Source organism: Kitasatospora sp. NPDC043949 (assembly GCF_056435365.1).
Genome location: NZ_JBWKEQ010000014.1, coordinates 1 through 22,551, shown reverse-complemented (window position 1 = coordinate 22,551; position 22,551 = coordinate 1). Strand labels below are relative to the sequence as shown.

The window sequence follows — 22,551 nt, the reverse complement described above, 5'->3', positions numbered from 1 at the left end:
GTCGGATCCTCACCGTTCGTCATCGTTCGTCATCGTCGGGGCCGCCGGACGCGGCGTCTTCGAGTTCGCTCAGCACCTGGTCCTCCACCAGTTCCGCCAGGGCGGCCACGGTGCGGGAGACCAGGACGTCGCGGGGGGTGAGCGTGACGCCGAAGGCATCGTTGGCGCGGGAGGCGATCAGCAGGGCCCGCATGGAGTCGCCGCCCAGCTGGAAGAAGTCGTCCGTCACGCCCACGGCCGTCCGCAGGGTCTCGGCCCAGATCTCGGCCACGGCCTCCTCGGTGGGCGTGCGGGGCGCCAGCCGGCCGGGCCGCTGCTCCTCCTCCTCCGGTGCGGGGGCGGGCAGGGCGGCGCGGTCGGTCTTGCCGCTCGCGGTGAGCGGGAAGCGGTCGAGGACCGCGAAGGCCGAGGGGACGAGGTGGCCGGGCAGGGAGCGGGCGGCCAGGGCGCGCAGTTCGGCGCCGGTCGGCGGTTCGGCGCCGGGGGCCGCGAGCAGGTGCGCGACCAGGCGGGGCAGCCCGGGCTCGTCCTCCCGCACCGTCACCACGGCGTCCAGCACGGCCGGGTGGCGCGCCAGGACGGCCTCGACCTCGCCCGCCTCGATGCGGTGGCCGCGCAGCTTGAGCTGGTGGTCGATGCGGCCCAGGTAGTGCAGTTCGCCCCGGTGGTCGCGGCGCACCAGGTCCCCGGTGCGGTACATCCGGGTGCCGGGCGGCCCGTACGGGTCGGCGGTGAAGCGGGCGGCGGTCAGGCCCGGCCGGCCGAGGTAGCCGCGGGCCAGGGCCGGTCCGCTCAGCCACAGTTCGCCGGTGACGCCGTCGGGCACCGGCCGGAGCCGGGCGTCGAGGACGTAGGCACCGGTGCCGGGCAGCGGGCGGCCGATCGGCGGCGCGGCGCCGTCCGGGGCCAGCGGCGCGGACCAGGCGGCGACCACGGTGGCCTCGGTGGGACCGTAGGAGTTGACCATGCGGTGGTGCGGGGCCCAGCGGGCCACCAGGTCGGCGCCGCACGCTTCGGCGCCGACCACCAGGGTCCTGAGCGCGGGCAGCGTGCCGGGGGTGTCGGCGGGCAGGGTGGCGAGGGCGGCCGGCGGCAGCAGGGTGTGGGTGATCGCCTCCGCCCGGAGCACCTCGGCCAGTCGGGCGCCGAGCAGCGGTCCGGGCGCGGGCACCACCAGCCGGGCGCCGTGCGGCAGGGACATGCACAGTTCGAGCACGGAGGCGTCGAAGCTGGGGGTGGCGAAGGCCAGCACCCGGTCACCCGGCACGACTTGGTAGTGCTCGGCCTCGGCGGCGGCGAAGGCGGCCAGCCCGCGGTGGGTGAGGACGACGCCCTTCGGGGTGCCGGTGGAGCCGGAGGTGTAGATGACGTAGGCGGGGTCGTCCAGGTCGAGCGGGCGGATCCGGTCGGGGTCGGCGGGGCGGTGGTCGGGGGCGCCGTCCGGCGGGGCGGCCAGCAGCGCCGCGACCTCCTTGGCGTCCAGGGTGAGTGCGGGCGCCGCGTCGCGCAGCATGAACTCGACGCGCTCGTCGGGGTAGTGGGGGTCGACCGGCAGGAACGCGGCGCCGGTCTTCGCCACCGCCAGCTGGGCGAGCACCATGTCCGCCGAGCGCGGCAGCAGGAGGGCGACCACCTCGCCGGGGCCGGCGCCGCGCGCGATGAGCCGGTGCGCGAGGCGGTTGGCGTGCGCCTCGGCCTCGGCGAAGGTCAGCTCCAGCCCGGGGGCGCTCAGCGCCGGGGCGTGCGGCCGGCGGTCCACGGCGGCCTCGACCAGGGCGGGCAGGGCCGCCGGGGGCACCGGGCCGCCCGCCGGGCGGGCCGGGCCGCGCAGCAGCCGCTCGCGTTCCCCGGGCGGCAGCAGGTCGAGGTCGTCCAGGCGGGCGGTGCCGTCCGAACCGGCCAGCGCGGCGAGGGTGTGCAGCAGTTGGGCGGCCAGTTTCTCGGCGGTGGCCCGGTCGATGTACCGGGGGTCGTGGCCGAGTTCGACGGCGAGCCGGTCGCCGGGCGAGACGACCACGGTGAGCGGGTAGTTGGTGGCCTCCCTGGCGTCCAGTTCGCGGATCAGCAGGCCGTGGGCGCCGGCCGTCGCGTCGCCGACCGGGTAGTTCTCGAAGACCACCAGGCTGTCGAACAGCGCCGTCCCGGGCGCCAGCCCGCTCAGGCCGTGCATCGCGGCCAGCGGCAGGTGGTCGAACCGGCGGTCCTCGGCCTGCTCCTCCTGGAGCGCGCGCAGCCAGGCGGCACAGGGCTGTGAGCCGTCGACGGTGACGCGGGCGGGCAGGGTGGTGATGAACAGGCCGACGATGGCGTCGGAGCCGGCCAGGTCGGCCGGGCGCCCGGAGACGGTGGTGCCGAAGCACACCCGCTGCTCCCCGCTCCACCGCGACAGCAGCAGCGCCCAGGCGCCCTGCACCAGGGTGTTGAGGGTGAGGCGGTGCCGGCGGGCGAACTCCTGGAGCCGCTCCGTCTCGGCCTCGGCCAGGAGGTGCGAGAGCCAGGCCCCGGAGCGGGCCGTGTCGCCCTGGGCGGGCTTGCGGTCGTAGGGCAGCGCCGTGGTGGTGAGGTCCGCCAGGACGCCGCGCCAGTGCTCCGTGGCGGCGGCGGTGTCGCGGGCGGCGAGCCAGCCGACGTAGTCCGCGAAGGGCCGGCGCTCGGGCAGGCCCGGCCGGTCGCCGCGGGCGAGCGCGGCGTGGGCGGCCAGGACGTCGGACAGGACGTGGAAGACGCTCCACCCGTCGAGCAGCACGTGGTGGAAGGTCCACACCACGCGTGCCGCGTCCGGCCCGAGCCGGATCAGGTCGAGCCGCAGCAGCGGGGCCCGGTCCAGGGCCAGCGGGCGGGCCCGCTGGTCGGCGAGCAGCCGCTCCAGGCGGGCTTCGCGCTCGGCTTCCGGCAGCGCGCTCCAGTCGTGTTCGGTGACCGGCAGCGTCACGTCCCGGTGGACCACCTGGAGGGGTACGGGCACGTCGCGCAGGACGACGGCGGTGCGCAGCACGGGGGTGCGGTCGACGACGTGCTGCCAGGCGGCGGCCAGCGGCCGCAGGTCGCGGGCGCCGTCCAGCACGAAGGTGATCTGCTCGACGTACAGGCCGTGTTCGGCCTCGTCCAGGCCGTGCAGCACCATGCCGGTCTGGGTGGGGGTGAGCGGCTGGATCTCCGTCACGTCCCGTCCGGTGCCGGCCAGTCGGTCGACGGCGGCCTGGTCCAGGGGGGCCAGCGGGTAGTCGGCGGGGGTGCGGCCGCCCGCGCCGGGTTCGGCGCAGTGGCGGACGATCTCCCGCAGCTCGTCCAGCAGTTCGGCGGCGAGCCGGGCGACGGTCGCGCGGTGGTGCACCGCGCGGGAGTACGACCAGGTGAACGCCAGCTTCCCGTCGCTCACCCGGCCGAGCACGTCCAGCAGGTGCGGCCGGTCCGCCGCCCGGTCCATGCCGCCGGTGAGCGGGCCGGACGGGGCGTGCAGCAGGCCGCCGGGGGCGGGGGTCCAGTCCTGCCGGCCCAGGTAGTTGAAGCCGATCTGCGGCAGGTCGGGCAGCCGGGGCTCGACAGTGGCGGCGGGCCGCAGGTGGCGCAGGGCGCCGTAGCCGAGCCCGCCGCGCGGTACGGCGCGCAGGTTCTCCTTGACGGTCTTCAGGGCGGTGCCGGTGTCGGCGCCCCGGGGCATGTCCAGGGCCACGGGGTACAGCGTGGTGAACCAGCCGACGGTCCGGGAGAGGTCGACTCCGTCGAACAGCTCCTCGCGGCCGTGGCCCTCCAGGGCGACCGTCACCCGGTCCCGGCCGGTCCAGCGGGCCAGCACCCGGCCCAGGGCGCAGAGCAGGACGTCGTTGACCCGGGTGCGGTAGACCTCCGGGACGTCCTGGAGCAGCCGGCGGGTGTCCTCGGCGTCCAGGGCGAGGTCCAGCGACTCCTCGGTGGCGGCCGTGTTGGCACCGTCCAGGTCGGTCGGCAGGGCGGTCGCGGCGCCGTGCTCCAGCCCGTACCAGTGGGCGTGCTCGTCGTCGAAGCCGCCGGCCGCGGTGTGCTCGGCGAGCCGTTCGGCCCAGGCCCGGAAGGAGGTGCTCTTGGGGCCGAGGTCGGGGCGTTCGCCCGCCCGCAGCGCACGGTGGGCGGTGTCCAGGTCCTCCAGGAGCACGCGCCAGGACACCGCGTCGACCACCAGGTGGTGCGCGGCCAGCAGCAGGACGGGGTGCCGTTCGCCGTCGAAGCGGCACAGCGCGGCCCGCAGCAGCGGCCCTTCGGCCAGGTCGAAGCCCGCGGCCAGGCGCTCGGCCAGCTCGCGCAGCGTCGCCTCGCGCTCCTGCGCCGGTGCGGCGGGCAGCTCGTGGGTGCGCAGCTCCGGCAGGTCGCCGGGCGCGGTGCCGTGCTGGCGCCACCGCCCGTCGCCGAGCGGCTCGAACCGCAGGCGCAGCGCGTCGTGGTGGTCCAGGACGGCGGCGAGCGCGGCCCGCAGTAGGGGCTCCTCGGTGCCGGGGGCGAGGGTGAAGGAGACCGACTGGGTGAACTGGGCGGTGTCCCCGCCGAGGGTGTCCAGCAGCCAGTGCTGGACGGGGGTGAGCGGGGCGTCGCCGACCACGGCGCCCTGTTCGGCGGCGACCGCCGGGCTCGGCGACTCCTCGGCGGCGAGGGCGAGTTCGGCCAGGGTCTGGTGGGCGAACAGGTGCCGGGGGGTGAGTGCGAGGCCGGCCCGGCGGGCCGCCGAGACGATCTGGATGCCCAGGATCGAGTCGCCGCCGAGCGCGAAGTAGTTGTCGTCCGCGCCCACGTCGGGTACGCCGAGCACCTCGCGCCAGATCGCGGCGAGGGTGCGTTCGGCCTCGGTGCGCGGAGGCCGGGCGCCGACTGCGGCCGGGGCGGCCCACACCGGGGCGGGCAGCGCGCGGCGGTCGAGTTTGCCGGTGGCGCCGAGCGGCAGCCGGTCCAGCGGCACCACCAGTGCGGGCACCAGGTGGTCGGGGAGGGTGCGCCCGAGGAAGGCACGCCACTCGACGGGGTCGGGCAGTGCGCCGTCACGGGCCACCGCGTAGCCCACCAGGCGCCGGTGGCCGTCGTGGTCGACGACCCGGGCGGCGGCGGCCGACACCTGCGGGTGGCGGGCCATCGCGGCCTCGACCTCGCCGAGTTCGATCCGGAAGCCGCGCACCTTGACCTGGTCGTCCGCGCGGCCGAGGTAGCAGAGGTCGCCGTCGGCCGTCCAGCGCACCAGGTCCCCGGTGCGGTACATCCGGCGCCCGGGCGGGCCGAAGGGGTCGGGCAGGAACCGGGCGGCGGTCAGGCCCGGGCGGCGCAGGTAGCCGCGGGCGACGCCGGTGCCGGCCAGGTACAGCTCCCCCGGCGCGCCGACGGGCACCGGGCGCAGCCGGTCGTCCAGGACGTAGGCCCGGGCGCCGCCGACCGGGCGGCCGATCGGCGGGTCGCGGTCGGGGTCGGCGGGGTCGCAGGCGAAGGCGGTGGCGTAGACGGTGGCCTCGGTGGGGCCGTAGATGTTCAGCACCCGGCAGCCGGGGACGGCCTCGCGCAGCCGGCGCACGGTGCGGGCGGGCAGGGCCTCGCCGGCCAGGACGACGGTGTCCGCGCCGAGGTGCACGGCGTCCTCCGCGAGGAGGCCGCCCAGGGCGGAGGGCACCGCGCTGAGCAGTCCGGCCCGCCACGGCCCGGGACGCTCGGCCAGGGCCAGCAGGTCCCGGACGAGTTCCACGCAGCCGCCGGCGAGCAGCGGCGAGAAGATCTCGAACACCGACACGTCGAAGTTGAGCGAGGTGGCGGCCACCACGTGGGCCAGCCCGTGGCCGGCGAACTCGGCGGCGGCCCAGTCGGTCAGGGCCAGGACCGAGGCGTGGGCGACCACGACGCCCTTGGGGCGGCCGGTCGAGCCGGAGGTGTGGATGACGTACGCGGGGTGCTGCGGCAGCAGGGCGCCGAGCCGTTCGTCGTCGCGCACGGCGTCGGGGCGGGCGGCGGCGAGCCGTTCGGCGCACCCGGGGTCGTCGAGCACGATCCGGGTGAACGGGCCCGCCGGCAGCCGCCCTCCGGTCTCCGCGTCGGTGACCACGGCGTCGGGCCGGACGTCCGCGAAGAGGAACGCGATCCGCTCGGCCGGGTACCCGGGGTCGACCGGCAGGTAGGCGGCGCCGCTCTTGAGCACCGCCAGCAGCGCCACGGCCAGGTCGGCGGTGCGGGGCAGCGCGAGCGCGACGAACCGCTCGGGCCCGGCGCCGGCCGCGATCAGCAGCCGGGCCAGCCGGTTGGCCCGTTCGTCGAGCTCCCGGTAGGTCAGCTGCACGTTGCCGCAGCGGACGGCCGGGGCCTCGGGCGTGCGGGCGGCCTGCCGGGCGAAGGCCTCGGGCACGGTGTCCTGCGGTGCCTCGACCGCCGCCCCGCCGAAGCGGTCGACGAGTTCGCGCCCCCGCGGCGGGTCGAGCAGCGGCAGGTGCGCCGCCGGCCGGTCGAGGCCGTCCGCCATCGCCGTCAGCAGGGTGCACAGGCCCGCCCCGAGCGCCTCGACGGTGGCGGTGTCGAAGACGGCCGGGTCGTGGTCGAGGCTGACCGCGATGGCGTCGCCGGGGGCGACCACCACGCCGAGCGGGTAGTTGGTCGGCTCCAGGACGTGCTCGGTCTCGACGCCCAGGCCGTGCCGGGTCAGCGCCTGCGCGTCGAACGGGTAGTTCTCGAAGACCACGATGCTGTCGAACAGGGCCGTGCCGCCCGGCAGTTCGCTCCAGTTCTGGAGCTGCGCCAGGGAGACGGCGTCGTAGCGGCGGGCCTCCGACTGGGCGTCCTGGAGCTCCCGCAGCCACTCCAGCAGCGAGCGGCCGGCGTCGATCCGCACCCGGGTGGGCAGCGCGTTGATGAACAGCCCGACCATCGAGGTGACGCCCGGGAGTTCGGCGGGCCGGCCGGAGACGATCGTGCCGAAGACCACGTCGTCCCCACCGCCGTAGCGGGAGAGCAGCAGCGCCCAGGCGCCCTGGAGCACGGTGTTGACGGTCAGCCCGGCCTGCCGGGCGGTGGTCCGCAGCCGCTCCGACAGGTCGTTGTCGAGGGTCACCCGCACCGATGCCGAGGACGACGCGCGGTGCGCCTCGGCCGGGCGCCGGTCGCGGGGCAGTTCGGTGGGGGCGGGGAACCCGGCCAGCGTGTCGCGCCAGTACCGCTCGACCCGCGCCGGGTCCTGCCCGGACAGCCAGCGCAGGTAGTCGGCGAAGGGGGCGCGCGCGACCGGGTTCGGCCGGCGCCCGGCGGCCAGGGCGGCGTACCGCTCGCACACCTCGTCGAAGACCTGGGCCGCGCTCCACCCGTCGAGCAGGACGTGGTGGAAGGTCCACACCACCCGCACCCGGGTCGGCGACAGCCGGACCAGGGTCAGCCGCATCAGCGGTGCGGCGGCCAGGTCGAGGCCGGCCGCCCGGTCCTCGGCGAGCAGCCGGGCGGTGTCCCGCTCGATCCGGTCGGCCGGCCGGCCGGTCCAGTCGTGGTGGGTCACCGGGACGGCGGCCCGGTGCTGGACGACCTGGAGCGGTTCGGCGGTGTCCTGCCAGGCGAGCCGGGTGCGCAGCACCGCGTTGGCGTCCACGGTCTGCTGCCAGGCGGCGGCCAGGGCGTGCGGGTCGGTGACCCCGGAGAGGACCAGCTGGACCTGGTTGACGTAGGTGTGGGCGTCCGGGTCCAGCAGGCTGTGGAAGAGCATGCCCGCCTGCATCGCCGTCAGCGGGTACACGTCCGCGACGCGGCGGCCGTCCCCGGCGATCCGGTCCACCGCCGCCTGGTCCAGCCTGGCCAGCGGGAAGTCGGCGGGGGTGCGGCCGCCGGCGCCGGGCTCGGCGCAGTGGGCGACGAGGTCCTCCAGGGCGCGCAGCATGGCGTCCGCGAGCGCGGTGACGGTCCGTTCGTGGTGCCGGCCCGCACTGTAGTACCAGCCGATCTCCAGCCGGTCGTCCTCGACCCGGGCGACGACGTCCAGCAGGTGCGGGCGCTCGGTGCCGGGCGCCTCCGCGCCGCCGAGGCCGCCGGGGACGGCGCGGACCAGGGCGGCGCCGTCGGCGGACCAGTCGAAGCGGCCCAGGTAGTTGAAGCTGATCCCGGGGGCCGGGGCGTCGGCGAGCTGCTCGTCCCGGGCGAGGTGGCGCAGCGCGCCGTAGCCGAGGCCGCGCTCCGGCACCGCCCGCAGCTGCTCCTTGACGGCCTTCAGCGCGGTGCCCCAGTCCCCGTCCGGGACGTCGAGGGCGACGGGGAAGAGCGAGGTGAACCAGCCGACCGTGCGGGACAGGTCGATGTCCTCGAACAGCTGGTCCTCGCGGCCGTGCCCCTCCAGGCCGATCGCGACGGTGCGCCGTCCGGTCCACTCGGCGAGCACCCGGCCCAGGGCGGTGAGCAGGACGTCGTCGATCCGGGTGCGGTAGACCCCGGGGACCTTGCGCAGCAGGTCCCCGGTGCGCTCGCGGTCCAGCCGGACGGTGACGGCGCGCAGGTCGGCGGCGGTGTTGCCGCCGTCGCCGTCCACCGGCAGCACGGCCGCGCAGTGCCGGGCGGCCGCCGCCCAGTGGGCGCGCCGGGACGCGAAGCCGCCGGCCGCGGTGTGCTCGCGCAGGCGGCGGGTCCACTCCCGGACGGAGGTGGTGCGGGCGGGCAGGCGCAGCGGCCGGCCCTCCACGGCCTGCCGGTAGGCGGTCTCCAGGTCCTCCAGCAGGATCCGCCAGGAGACCCCGTCGACGACCAGGTGGTGGACGGCCAGCAGCAGCCGGGCGGGCCGGGTGCCGTCGGTGGTGAACAGGCGGGCGGTGAGCAGCGGGAGGGTGTCCAGCCGGAACGCGGCGTGCGCGGCCTCGGTGGCCCGGGCCTCGGCGGCCTCGGCCGCCGCCCGGTCCAGGGCGCCGAGGTCGACGACCTCCAGCAGTTCGGGGGCGGCGGCGTCCGCGGGGGCGCAGTGCTGCTGCCAGGCGCCGTCCTCCCCGGTGGTGAAGCGGGAGCGCAGGGCGTCGTGGTGGGCCCACAGGGCGGTCAGGGCGCGGCGCAGGGCCTGCGGGTCGACCTCGCCGGGAGCCTCCACCACGACGGACTGGTCGAAGGACGCGGCGTACGGCGGGTGCGGGTCGAGGAACCAGTGCTGGATGGGTGTCAGGCCCACCTCTCCGCTGACCGGTTCGGTCCCGGCGACGGTGACGGCGGTACCGGCGGCGGCGGCCAGCGCGGCGACGGTGGGGTGCCGGAACAGGTCGCGGGGGGACAGCGCGAGACCGGCGGCGCGGGCGCGGGAGACGACCTGGATGCTCAGGATCGAGTCGCCGCCGAGCAGGAAGAAGTCGTCGTCGACCCCGACCCGCTCCACGCCGAGCAGTTCCGCCCAGATCGCGGTGAGGACGCGTTCGGTGTCGGTGGTCGGGGCGCGGTGGGCGCGGTCGCCCGTCGCCGACCAGTCGGGGGCGGGCAGCCGCCGGCGGTCCACCTTGCCGTTGGCGGTCAGCGGCAGTTCGGAGACCGTGACGAAGGCCGCGGGCAGCATGTAGTCGGGCAGGTCGGCGGCCAGGTGGGCGCGCAGCGCCGTGGCGGAGGGCGGCTCGGCGCCGCCGGTCGGCACCAGGTGGGCGGCCAGCCGCTTGCGCCCCGCGTCCTCGTGGAGCGAGACGACAGCCTCCGCGACGGCCGGGTGGGCGGTGAGCCGTGCCTCGATCTCGGCGGGTTCGATGCGGAAGCCGCGGATCTTGATCTGGTCGTCCGCGCGGCCCACGAAGTGCAGTTCGCCGTCCTCGCTCCACCGGGCGGTGTCGCCGGTGCGGTACATCCGGCCGCCGGGCGGCCCGAAGGGGTCGGCGAGGTAGCGGGCGGCGGTCTCGCCGGGCCGGCCCGCGTAGCCGCGCGCGACTCCGGCGCCGGCGATGTACAACTCGCCGGTGATGCCGGGCGGTTGCGGCTGGAGGGCGCCGTCCAGCACGTACACCCGGGTGTCGTCCAGCGGGCGTCCGATCGGCAGCACGGCGGGCAGCCGGTCCCCGGGGCGGAAGGCCCGGCGGGTGGCGAAGGTGGTGGTCTCGGTCGGGCCGTAGCCGTCGACCACGGTGAGGTCGGGGCAGGCCTCCAGGACGCGGCGCACGACCGCGCCGGGCACCGCCTCGCCGCCGGTCCACACCTCCCGGGCGCCGCGCAGGCAGCCCGGGTCCTCCTGGGCGAGGAGCCGGAACAGGCCGGCGGTCAGCCACAGGCATTGCACGCCCTGCTCGGTGACGGCGCGGCGGACGGCGGCGGCGTCCAGGTCCTCCGGCGGGGCCAGTACGGCGGTGCCGCCGCGCAGCAGCGGCACCCACAGCTCGTAGGTGGCGGCGTCGAAGGCGTGCGGGGAGTGCACGAGCACCCGGTCGTGGCCGGTGAAGGCGCGGTCCAGGGCGAGCGCGGCGACGTCGCGCCGGCGCACCGCGACGCCCTTGGGGGTGCCGGTGGAGCCCGAGGTGAACATCAGGTACTGGACGTTGTCGGGGTGGGGCACCGGGGCCGCGGCCGGGGCGGCCGGGCCCGGCCGGTCGGCGACGTGCGGCCGGTCGGCGATGTGCGGCCCGTCCGGCCGGTCGACGCGCAGCACCCGCTCGGCGGGGAGCAGTTCCTCGGCGGCGCTCACCCGGTGCGCGTCGGTGAGCAGCAGGTCCGCGCCGGCCTCGGCCAGCATCAGGTGCAGCCGCTCGCGCGGCGCCCTGCCGTCCAGCGGCACGTAGACCCCGCCGGTCCGGACCAGCGCCAGCTGGGCGACGACCAGGTCGACGGAGCGGTCCATGAGCACGCCGACCGGGTGTTCGACGCCGACGCCGAGCGCGGCCAGCCGGCCGGCCAGGGCGGCGGCGCGGGCGTCGAGGTCGCGGTAGCTGAGGCGCTCGTGGCCCGCCTCCAGGGCGACGGCGTCCGGGCTGCGGCGCACCTGCTCGGCGAACAGGTCCGCGATGTCGCGCTCGGTCCGTTCGACGGCGGTGGCGTTCCAGTCCACGAGGATCCGCCGGCGCTCCCCGGCGGTCAGCAGCGGCACGCGCGCGGGCGGGCTCCCGGCGCCCCGGGGCAGTCCCGTCAGGACGGCCGTGAGCTGCCCGGCCATCCGCCGGACGGTGGCCTCGTCGAACAGCCGAGGGTCGTAGCACAGCCGCAGGGCCAGCTCCGGCCCCGGGTAGGCCAGCAGGGCGAGCGGGTAGTTGGTGGTCTCGATCCCGTCCAGGTCGCGCAGGCGCAGGCCGTGCGCGGCGGCCGCGTCGTCCTCGACCGGGTAGTTCTCGAAGACGACGATGCTGTCGAACAGGGCGGTCTGCTCGGGGAGGACGGTGGCGGCCCGCAGGCGGGTGAGCGGGACGAAGCCGTGGCGCCGGTCCTCGCCCTGCTCCCGTTGCAGCGTGCGGAGCCAGTCGAGCAGGGTGCCGTCAGCGGGCACGACCGTCCGGGTGGGCAGGGTGGTGATGAACAGGCCGGTCATCGACTCGACGCCGGGCAGCTCGGGCGGCCGCCCGGACGAGGTGGTGCCGAACACCACCTCGTCCCGGTTCGCCTGACGGCCCAGCAGGATCGCCCAGGCGCCCTGGACCAGGGTGTTCAGGGTCAGGCCGGAGCTGCGCGCGAGGCCTTCCAGCGCCCGGGTCGCGGCGGCGGGGAGGGTGAACGGCACGGCCCGGGTGGATTCCGCGCGGTGGCTCTGGCGCGGCTCGCGGTCGTACGGCAGCGGCGTCGGCTCGGCCAGCCCGGCCAGGCGCCCGCGCCAGTGCCGCTCGGCCTCCGCCGGGTCGCGCTCGCGCAGCCAGGCCACGAAGTCGCGGTAGGGCCGGCGCTCCGGCACCGTGCCGTACGGGACGGTGCCGAAGGGCTCGGTGCCGAAGGGGTCGGTGCCGGACGGCACGGTACCGGACGGGACTTCTCCCGTCTCCGGCCCGGAGCGGGCCAGCGCGGCGTGCACGGCGAACACGTCCGACAGCACCTGGAAGAGGCTCCAGCCGTCCAGGACGAGGTGGTGGAAGGACCACAGCACGCGCACCCGGGTGTCGGAGAGGCGGATGAGCAGCAGGCGCTGGAGCGGGGCCCGGGCCAGGTCCAGGCCGCGGGCCCGGTCGCGGTCCAGGAGCTCGGCCAGCCGGCCCCGGCGCTCGGACTCGGGCAGCTCGCGCCAGTCCAGGTGGGTGACCGGCACGGCCGCCCGCCGCCGCACCACCAGCAGCGGCTCGGGCACCTCCTGCCAGCGGACGTGGGCGCGCAGCACCGGGGTTCGGTCGGTGACCCACTGCCAGGCGGCGGCGAGCCGCCCCGGGTCGGGCACGCCGTCCAGGACGAAGTCCAGCTGCTGGAAGTAGGCGCCGCTGTCCTCCTCGGCCAGGCCGTGGAAGAGCATCCCGGACTGGGTCGGCGTCAGCGGGAGGACGTCCTCCACCGCGCCCGGGGCGTCGCCGGTGATCAGGTCCACGGCCGCCTGGTCGAGCCGGGCCAGCGGGAAGTCGGACGGGGTGCGCCCGGCGGCGCCCGGGCGGGCCGCGTACCGCGCGAGGTCGGCCAGCTCGGCGGCGAAGCGCCGGGCCAGGGCCTCGACGGTGTCGCGCCGGTGCACGGCGCCGGAGTAGAACCAGCTGAACTCCAGCGCGTCGCCGTCGAGCCGGCCGACCACCTCCAGGGCGTGCGGGCGCTCGACGCGCGGGTCGGCGTCCAGTTCCAGGGGCCGGAAGGTGCCGCGGTAGAGCCCGGCCGCGTCCTGCGGGAAGGACATCCGGCCGAGGTAGTTGAAGCTGATCCGCGCGGCCGGGGCGTCGGGGGCCGTGCCGGGGCGCCCCAGGTGGCGCAGGGCGTCGAATCCGAGGCCCCGTCGGGGGACGGCGCGCAGCTGCTCCTTGACCCGCTTGAGGACGCCGTCCCAGTCGGCCCCGGCGGGCACGGCCAGCGCCACGGGGTGCCGGGTGGTGAACCAGCCGACCGTGCGGCTCAGGTCGAGATCGGCGAACAACTCCTCGCGCCCGTGCCCCTCGACGTCCACCACGACCCGCTCCAGGCCGCTCGCCCCGCACAGGGCCCGGCCGAGGGCGCTCAGCAGCACGTCGTTGGCCTGGGTGCGATAGGTGTCGGGCAGGGTGCGCAGGAGGGCGGTGGTGTCGGCGGGGTCGAGGCGCACGGTGACGGAGCGGGCCGAGGCGTGGGTGTCGGCCCCCGAGAGGTCGGCCGGGAACGGGTCCGCCGGGGCGTCACCGTCCTGCGCGGGGACGGCCCGCGCCCAGTACTCCGTCTCGTCCTCGAAGCCTCCGGCCGCGGCGTGGGCGCCGAGCCGCTGGCCCCACTGCCGCAGCGGGGAGGACTTCGCCGGCAGGGCCGCCGCCCCGTCCCGGCCGTCGCGGCGGGCGCGGTAGGCCGTGTCGAGGTCCTCCGCCAGCACCCGCCAGGAGACCCCGTCGACGACCAGGTGGTGGACGGCCAGGTGCAGGACCGGCGGCTGCCCCGCACCGCGCTCGTGCAGCACGGCGCGCAGCAGCGGGCCTTCGCCGCCCAGGTCGAAGGGGCCGAAGTGCGGGGTGTCGCCGTCCGGGCCGGTGTGCCGGCCCAGGCGGATCCGGGGCGCCCGGTCGTCGATCCGCCAGCGCACGCCGGGGCCGGTACCGATCTCGCCGTCGCGGGGCTCTGCGGGGTCGGACTCTCCGGCGTCGGACTCTGCGGTACGGGGCTCTGCGGGGTCGGACTCTCCGGCGTCGGCTGTGAAGGCCGAGCGCAGCGCGTCGTGGTGGGCGACCACGTCGTTCAGGGCGTCCTCCAGCGCCGCCCGGTCCACGTCGGCGCCCAGCAGGAGGGAGAGCGCCTGGTTGAAGTGCCCGGCGCGCCCGGCGGCCCGGTCGAGCCACCAGCGCTGGATCGGGGTCAGGACGCCCGCCCCGGTGGCGGCCACCCGGGCGGTCACGGCCGGCCGTTCGGCGTCGTCCGCGCACCGGGCCAGCGCGGCGACCGTCTGGTGCCGGTAGAGGTCCCCGGAGGTCACCGCCAGCCCCACCTGCCGGGAGCGGGCTACCACCTGGATGCCGAGGATGGAGTCGCCGCCGAGGTCGAAGAAGTTGTCGTCCGCGCCGACCCGTTCCAGCCGCAGCACCTCCGCCCAGATGGTGGCGAGCGCCTGTTCGGCGGGGGTTCGGGGGGCGACGTGGCGTACGGCGGGCACGGCCGGCCCCGGGGCGGGCAGCCGGCTCCGGTCGAGCTTGCCGTTGGGGTTGAGCGGCAGCGCGGGCAGCGGCACGACGACCGAGGGCACCAGGTAGTCGGGCAGGGCCAGGCCGAGCGCCCGGCGCACGGCCTCGGGCTCCACCCGCCCGCCCGGGACGGGGACCACGTAGCCGACCAGGCGCCGGTTGCCCCCGCCGTCGGCGACGGTGGCAGCCGCCTCCGCCACGCCCTCGCAGCGCCGCAGCGCCTCCTCCACCTCGCCCAGTTCGATCCGGAAGCCGCGCACCTTGACCTGCTGGTCGATCCGGCCGAGGTACTCCAGGTCGCCGTCGGCGTTCCACCGCACCCGGTCTCCGGTGCGGTACATCCGCTCCCCCGGCGCGCCGTACGGGTCGGCGACGAACCGGGCGGCGGTCAGCCCGGGGCGGCCCAGGTAGCCGCGCGCCAGGCCGCCGCCCCCGAGGTACAACTCGCCGACCACGCCCGGCGGTTGCGGGCGAAGCCCGGCGTCCAGGACGTACGTCCGGGTCAGTGCGAGCGGCCTGCCGATCGGCGGCGCCTGCTCCGGCAGCCGGTCACCGGCGAACCAGGCGGTGGCGTAGACGGTGGCCTCGGTGGGGCCGTAGATGTTGGCGATCGCGCTGCCGGGCAGGGCGCGCCGCAGGTCGCCCACCGCCTGGGCGGAGAGGGCCTCGCCGGCCAGCACGACGGTGGCCGCGTCGACCGGGGCGGCGCCCCCGGCGAGCAGCCGGGAGATCACCGAGGGCACGCCGCTGACCAGGCCGACGCGGCGCGGGGCCGGCTCCTCGGCGAGGGCGGCGAGGTCGGCGACCACCTCGACGCTCCCGCCCGCCAGCAGCGGGCAGAGAAGTTCGAAGACCGACACGTCGAAGTTGAGCGAGGTGGCGGCGACCACGTGGTCCAGCCCGCCGGGCCCGAACCGCTCGGCCGCCCAGCGGGCGAGGGCGACGACGCTGCGGTGGGTGATCACGACGCCCTTGGGCCGGCCGGTCGACCCCGAGGTGTAGATGACGTAGGCGGGGTGCTCCGGCAGCAGCGGCCGGAGGCGGTCGGCGTCCGTGAGGTCGGCGTCCCCGGTGTCGTCGGTGTCCGCCGGGCCGGCAGCGGCCAGGCCGGTGTCCGCCGGGCCGCCGGCGTCGGCGGCCAGGCCGGTGCCGTCCTCCAGCAGCAGGACGGGCCACCCCTCGGGCAGCGCGGCCGCCGTCTCCCGGGTGGCGAGGACCAGCGCGGGCCCGGCGTCCGCCAGCATGAAGCGGATCCGCTCGGCCGGGTAGCCCGGGTCCACCGGCAGGTACGCCGCACCCGACTTGAGCACCGCCCACAGCACCGACGGCAGGTCGGCGGAGCGCGGCAGGCACAGCGCGACCAGCCGCTCGGGGCCCGCGCCCCGGGCGACCAGCAGCCGGGCGAGGCGGTTGGCCCGCCGGTTGACCTCCGCGTAGTCCCGCCGCACCGGGCCGCAGCCGACGGCGGTCCGCCCGGGCGTACGGGCCGCCTGCGCCTCGAACAGCCCGGGCAGCACGGGCGGCACGGTGTCCGGGAGGTCGCCGGCGGCGTGCGCGGGCGGGTTCCAGGAGTCGAGCAGCGTGCGCTGCTCCTCCTCGGAGAGCATGGGCAGTTCGGCGAGGATGCGCTGCGGGCCGTCCGCCATGCCCGCCAGCAGGCGGTGCAGGTGGCGCGCCATCCGGGCCACCGTCCGGGCGTCGAACAGGTCCGTGTTGTACTCCACCGTCAGCGCGCAGCCGCCGGTGTCCTCCGGGGTGAACTCCAGCACCAGGTCGAACCGGGCGGCCGGGCGGGGCAGCGGGTGGTCCTCGAAGCGCAGGCCTCCGGCGGGCGGCGGGGTGGTGGGGCTCTGCTGGACGACCATGACCTGGACCAGCGGGGTGCGGCTCGGATCCCGGGGCGGGGCCAGTTCCTCGACCACCCGGTCGAAGGGCACCGCGGCGTGGGCGAAGGCGTCCAGCAGGGTGGTGCGCACGCTCTCCACGAACCGGTCGACGGTGGCCCGCTCGTCCACGTCGCCGCGCAGCACCACGGTGTTGACGAAGAAGCCGGTCACCTCCTCCAGCTCCCGCCGGTCGCGCCCGGTGGTGACGGTGCCGAACGCCACGTCCCGCTGGCCGGAGTAGCGCGAGAACAGCAGCGCGGACGCCCCCGCGAACAGGGTGAACAGCGTCGTACCGCGGCCCGCGGCGAGGTGCCGCAGCCGGGCCACCAGTTCGGCCGGGAGGCGGTGGCGGTGCGCCGCGCCGTTCGTCGTGCGCTGGGCGGGCCGGGGCCGGTCGGTGGGCAGTTGCAGGGGTTGCAGCTCCGCCAGGTTCCGCTTCCAGTAGGCGAGGTCCGGCGCGTCCGCTGCCCCGGCTTGGGTCCGCCGGTGCTGCTCCCAGCGCGCGAAGTCGGGGTACTGGAGGGCGGGGGCGGCGAGCGCGTCCGGTTCGCCGGAGGCCTCCGCCCGGTAGAGCGCGGCCAGTTCGCGGGTGAGGACGCCCACCGACCAGCCGTCGGTGATGATGTGGTGCTGCGCCAGCAGCAGCAGGTGCTCGTCGGCGGCGAGGCGGACCAGCAGTGCCCGGGCGAGCGGGCCGTCCGTCAGGTCGTAGGGCCGGTTCAGCTCCTCGGTCAGCAGCCGTTCGGCCGCCTCGGCGCGCTCCCCGGCCGGCCGGTCGCCGACGTCCGCGGTGCGCAGCGGCAGGGTGCCCTCCGCCGCGACGCGCTGCACGAGCTGCCCGTCGACGGTGGCGAAGGTGGTGCGCAGCGAGTCGTGCCGGGCGGCGAGTCGGCCCAGGGCCCGGCGCAGGGCCGCCGGGTCCGTCGTTCCGCGCAGCCGCAGGGCCACGCCGGTGTTGTACTCCGTCCCCCCGACGGTGAGGTCGTCGAGGAACCACAGGCGGCGCTGGGCGCTGGACAGCGGCAACGGCTCCTCGCGCGGGGCGGGCGGGATCGGCTCCGGCGGCGCGGCGGTGTGCCGCTCGTCCACCAGCGGGGCCAGGGCGGCGACGGTCCGCGCGGTGAAGACGTCCCGGAGCGTGAGCCGGACGCCCAGCCGCTCGGCGACCCGGGCCAGGGTCCGGGCGGCGAGGATCGAGTCGCCGCCCAGGTCGAAGAAGTCGTCCGCCGCGCCCACCGCGTCGACGCCGAGGACCTCGGCCCAGATGCTGGCCAGGGCGCGTTCGCGCTCGGTGCGCGGGGCGACGGGCCCGGCCGCGCCGGAGCGGGCGGGGGCGGGCAGCGCCTGCTGGTCGATCTTGTGCTGCGGGGTGAGCGGCAACGCGGCCAGGACGACCACGGCGGACGGCACCAGGTGGGCCGGCAGGGCGGCGGCCAGCGCCGCGCGCAGCTCCGCCGGGTCCGGGGCGTGCTCCGGGTCGGCGGGCGTGGCGTAGCCGACCAGGCGTTCGCGGCCCGGTTCGTCCTCCCGGACCACGACGACGGCCTGGTCGACGGCGGGGTGCGCCCGCAGGGCGGCCTCGATCTCCCCCGGCTCGATCCGGAAGCCGCGGATCTTCACCTGCCGGTCGAGCCGGCCGAGGAACTCCAGCTCCCCGTCGGCGGTCCACCGGGCGCGGTCTCCGGTGCGGTAGAGCCGGGCGCCGGGCGGGCCGAAGGGGTCGGCGACGAAGCGCCCGGCGGTCAGGCCGGGGCGGCCCAGGTAGCCGCGGGCCACGCCCTCCCCGCCGACGTACAACTCGCCGTCGGAACCCGACGGTTGGGGCCGCATGGCCGCGTCGAGCACGTACGCCCGGGTGTGCGGCAGCGCGCCGCCGATGGGGGGTGCGCCGCTGCCGGCGGCCAGCGGGCCGGTCCAGGTGGCGACGATGGTCGCCTCGGTCGGGCCGTAGGAGTTGATCATGCGCCGGCCGGGCGCCCAGCGGTCGACCAGTTCGGCGGGGCAGGCCTCGGCTCCGACGATCAGCGTGCGCAGGTGGCGGCCCGCGCCGCCGGGCACGGTGGCCAGGGCGGCCGGCGGGATGAGGGCGTGGGTGATGCGGTGCTCGTCGAGCACGGCGGCGAGTTCCTCGCCCAGCCAGGGGCCGTGCGGGGGGATCACCAGCGTGGCCCCGGCCAGGACGGAGATGAACAGTTCGAGGACGGAGGCGTCGAAGCTGGGCGAGGAGAACTGCAGCACCCGGTCTCCGGGGCGCACGGAGTAGTGCGCGCGGGCCGCCTCGGCGAAGCCGCCGATCCCCCGGTGGGTGACGATCACGCCCTTGGGCGTCCCGGTGGAGCCCGAGGTGTAGATCACGTACGCCGCGTGGTCGGTACCGGTCGGGCCCGGCAGCGCGGTACCGGTCGGGCCCGCCAGGCCGGCGTCGGGCGTGTCTGCGGCGCCGGCCCGGTCCGTCTCCAGCAGCGCGCGGACCCGGGCCGGATCGTCCAGGACGACGGCGGGGGCGGCGTCGGCGAGCATCAGCGCCCGTCTCCCGGCGGGGTAGGCCGGATCCACGGGCAGGAAGGCGGCGCCCGTCCGGGCGACGGCCAGCTCCGCCGCGACCAGTTCCATCGAGCGCGGCAGGACGAGCGCCACCGTCCGGTCCGTCCCGGCGCCGCGCCGCGCGAGGTCGCGGGCCAGGTGCTCGACCCGGTCGGCCAGTTCCCGGTACGTCCAGCTGCGCCGGCCGTCGGTCACCGCGGGCGCGTGCGGCGCGCGGGCCACCTGGGCGGCGAACAGCGCGTCGAGCGTCCGGTGCGCCGGCGGCGGGGCTGCCTCGGTCCCCGGGGCGCCAGGGGTGTCGCCGGCCTGCGGCGGAGCGGACGAACGCACGGGCTGGGCAGGCCGGTCGGTCATGGCGGAAGGTCCTTCCGGACGGGGAGGAGGCGATGCGGGCGCCGGGGCAGACGGGGGCAGGCCCACGGACCCGGGAACGGGGGCCGGGGGAACGGAACGAGCGGGGGGTGAGCCCGGTGGAGCGGCGTCGGCGCGGCGGCGGACGCCTCAGGCGACGGGCAGCGGCGGCGGCAGGCGGGCGAAAGGCGCCTCAGGCGGGGTCGGCGCGACGCGCCGTGCGCCCGGACACCTGCACCCGGTCGATCACGCCGGTGGCGGGGTCGCGGTGAAAGCGCCCGCCCGGCTCGGGGCGGCCGGTGTCGGGGGCGAGCAGGTCGTAGGAGAGGTCGGCGAAACAGCGCAGGGGTATCGGCAGGTCCCCGTCCACGGAGAGCGTGGACGATCCGTCGCCCGCGGGCTCGACGAGGTACCGGATCGAACCGTTGCGGTAGGTGCCCGCGCACTCGGGCAGGGGGACGGGCTCGCCCGCGCCCACCGGCGCGATCGCGGCGGGCACCCGGACGCCCGCCAGTTCGGCCAGGTCGGCCGCGAGCTCGCGCCAGAGCGCGGTGGCGGCGGCGGCGTTGCCCGCGAAGGCGACCACCACGCCGCTGTCGGGGTCGGCCCGCAGGTGGCAGGAGGTCCCCATGGCGTTGCCGTCGTGGCCGCACCACAGCCGGCCGTCCTGCTGGTAGAGGGCGAGCCCCGGGCCCCAGCCGTCCGCGAGCGCACCCGGCCGGGCGCCGGGCTGCGGGCGGCGCATCTCCTCGGCGACGGCGGGGGGCAGGGCCTTGGCCCGGCCGACCAGGGCGCCGCCGAGCGCGGCGAGGTCCGCGGCGCTCGCCAGCAGGGCGCCGGCCGGGGCCTCCAGCGGGGCCAGGTTCTGCCGGACCGGCCGGGCCCGGCCGGTCGCGGCGTTGAGCGCGTGCCCGGCGGCGACCGGGCGAGCGGGTGCGCTCGCGTCGACGAACACGGGCACGGTGCCGAGCGGTTCGAGCAGCAGGGCGGCCACGGCCTCGTGCCAGGGCATCCCGGTCACCGCCTCCACCAGGCGCCCGGCGGCGACGTAGCCGGCGTTGGAGTAGGAGAAGTCCGTCCCGGGCGGGAAGAGCGCGTCCCCGGCCGTGCACACGGACGACAGGTAGTGCGCCGCGGTGGTCCGGGCGGCGGCGTCGGAGTCCGGCCCGGTGGGCAGTCCGCCGGTGTGGCTGAGGAGTTGGCGAATCGTTACTGCGGGCATCCGGCGGAGCTCGGGCAGGTGATCGGCGACCCGGTCGTCGAGGTCGAGGTCGCCGTCGTCGGCGAGGAGCATCACCAGAGCGGCCGTGTAGGGCTTGGTGAGCGACCCCACCGGCACGACGGTGTCCCCGGTGAAGGGCGCACCGGTGGCGGCGTCGGCCACACCGGTGTGCAGGGCCACGACCTCCGAGCCGGTGTCCAGCACCACCTGGGCGCCGGGCACCCGGTGGGTGCGCGCGAGCGTGTCGAGCCGGTGCTGCAGTTCGCGGCGTAAGAGGAACGGCGCGCGCTCGCGGACCGGCGCGGAACTGGGGTACGGCATGGGCGGACGCTCCCGTTGACTGGTTCTCAGATGCGGGCGCGGCGAGCGTCCGCGGATGAATTCCGGATTACTGTGGAGCACGCCGTGAAATTTCCTGCCACCTGCGCTCCTCGACTCAAGACTCGCGGGAACAACGGGAATCGACGGAAGCCCTGCCGATGACGGCCGACGGGTGCGAACGGGAATCCCCGACGGTTCCCGGCAGGGCGCCGCACGCGCCCCGGGGGAACCGTTCCGGGCCGCTTCGGCGCTCCCCGACCGGACGGTGCGAATGCGACCCGAATTCCACGCCGCCCAGGAACGGCGAACGGGGGAACGGTGAGCGGGAACGGTGGGCGGCGAACGGCCGACCGCCGAATGACCTCACCCCGCAGGCGGGGCCGGACAGGAATCCCGAACGCTCCAGTCGGCCGCTCCGACGGCCCTGACCTGTGCGATCGTTGCGCCCGGCATGCCTATCCCCCCTGCGATCCCTCCCCGCAACCACCGTGCGGAACCTGCCACGACCGTCGCGAGGACCGGGCAATACCTTGACGGCCCGAACGCTCGGAACGACGAACGCGGAACAGTCTTCACGGCGGGTCACCCGCTCGCAACCCCTGGCGATTGAACGGAAAGCGACTCTCCCCGGAATCGGAACCGCAAAATCGCTGGTGTGACTCCCGGCCACGCCCGGAACGCCTGATGACAGGTGTGAATTCTTTGGCCGAAACTGTGGCACCCGGATCCCCCCGGCCACCCGGCCGGGTTTCCGCAGGGAATAGCCGAGTGATTCCCCTGACGCCTGGGGCGGTTGTGCAGGAATGCGACGGAACAGATCAGGTGCGTCGCGAGTGAATCAATGAGGGCTCTGATGCGCGTGTGCCCCGATGCGCTTGTGCCGTGGTGCGCGCGCGCCCCGTCGCGCGCGTGGCCCGGTTCGCGTCTGCCGCCCCCGGGCCACGGAAGGACCGCCGCGCTCGGCCACCCCGGGGCGCGGGGCGACCGAGCGGATCCGCCGCGCGCCGGAACGCGGGCGGGCTCGGGGCTCAGAACACCCGTCAGCCCTGCCAGGAGCTGCCGGTCGAGGGCCGGGTCGCCGTGCCACCGGTGGACGTCACCGCGCGCGACGGAGCGGACGGGGCCGACCCGGCCGCCGAACCGCTGGTCCGCACGGTCGGCGCCGACGAGGTGGTCGACGTCCCGCGCACCGGCGCGGCAGAAGTCCGCGGGGCCGACGCCCCGGACGCCGCCACCGGCCGGTCCGTCGAGGTGCGCGGCGCGGTCGCGCGGCCCTGTGCGGCCACGTCCACGGGCGCGCCGCCGCCCGATTCGACCCGCTCGATCCGCAGCACCAGGTTCCGGTCGCTGCGGTCACCGCCCTCGTCCCGGTTGCGACTGTGCACCAGCTGCGTCAGCACCCCCCGGACTTCCTGCCAGCGCCCCTGCACCGCGCGGATGTTGGGGCACCACTCGCCCTCGCGCCGGTGCTCCAGGTCGAGCTCCCAGCGCTCGGCGTCCACGAGGTGGCTCGCACCGACCGTCCCGGGAATCTCGACCGGACGGCCGCCGCGCACCGTCACCACCGCCCGCTGCGGCCACTGCCCCTCCACCGCCGTCACCGTGATCCGGCTCTGCCCCTGGTACCAGGCCATCGCTGTCCTCCCGCATCCGTCCTCGCGCCGTCCGCCGTCCGCCGACCGGCCTCGGCCGATATCACGGCCGGCGCCCCCTCCCGGGTTCGAACGGCGGCTGCGGAGGTGCACGTCAGGGGGTGCGGGAGCCCGGGGGCGACGCGACCGTCGAACGGTCCTGTCGACAGATTCAGGTCAGGGCGATGGCTCGATCACCCCCCTTGTCCATAGTCATGCGCACACCTGGCATGACCGACGACCGCCGCCTCTCTGAGAGGCTCGGCTTCGTCCCGTCGCACCTCGGATTCAAACTCCAGCTCTGAGGCCGTAACGCCCTTCAGCCATTAAGCCCTAGAAATGCAGAGAACCCCCATCCGGTTTCCCGGATGGGGGTTCTCTGTGAATGATTGTTCGGCGGCGTCCTACTCTCCCACAGGGTCCCCCCTGCA

The 22,551-nt window shown here is 76.6% G+C and carries 3 protein-coding genes; all 3 read right to left on the bottom strand.

Going from position 1 to position 22,551, the window contains the following annotated elements:
* Positions 1–19: 19 nt before the first annotated feature.
* The 3 genes from AC07AL_RS14105 to AC07AL_RS14095 all read right to left on the bottom strand — a co-directional run bounded on the left by AC07AL_RS14105 (position 20) and on the right by AC07AL_RS14095 (position 22,123).
* Entirely contained in the window at positions 20–18,949 is an 18,930-nt protein-coding gene (locus AC07AL_RS14105; RefSeq protein WP_478317553.1) for a non-ribosomal peptide synthetase, read from the bottom strand.
* Between the two features lie 190 nt (positions 18,950–19,139).
* Positions 19,140–20,489, bottom strand: coding sequence for a serine hydrolase domain-containing protein (locus tag AC07AL_RS14100; protein WP_363625340.1), 1,350 nt, complete (start codon positions 20,487–20,489; stop codon positions 19,140–19,142).
* Between the two features lie 1,040 nt (positions 20,490–21,529).
* On the bottom strand, positions 21,530–22,123 hold the full coding sequence (locus AC07AL_RS14095; RefSeq protein WP_478317551.1) for a hypothetical protein: 594 nt from the start codon (positions 22,121–22,123) through the stop codon (positions 21,530–21,532).
* Between the last annotated feature and the right edge of the window lie 428 nt (positions 22,124–22,551).

What these genes read in the sequence shown, in the direction of transcription:
- AC07AL_RS14105 (WP_478317553.1), bottom strand. Translation starts at nt 18,949, where the DNA reads ATGACCGACCGGCCTGCCCAGCCCGTGCGTTCGTCCGCTCCGCCGCAG.
- AC07AL_RS14100 (WP_363625340.1), bottom strand. Translation starts at nt 20,489, where the DNA reads ATGCCGTACCCCAGTTCCGCGCCGGTCCGCGAGCGCGCGCCGTTCCTC.
- AC07AL_RS14095 (WP_478317551.1), bottom strand. Translation starts at nt 22,123, where the DNA reads ATGGCCTGGTACCAGGGGCAGAGCCGGATCACGGTGACGGCGGTGGAG.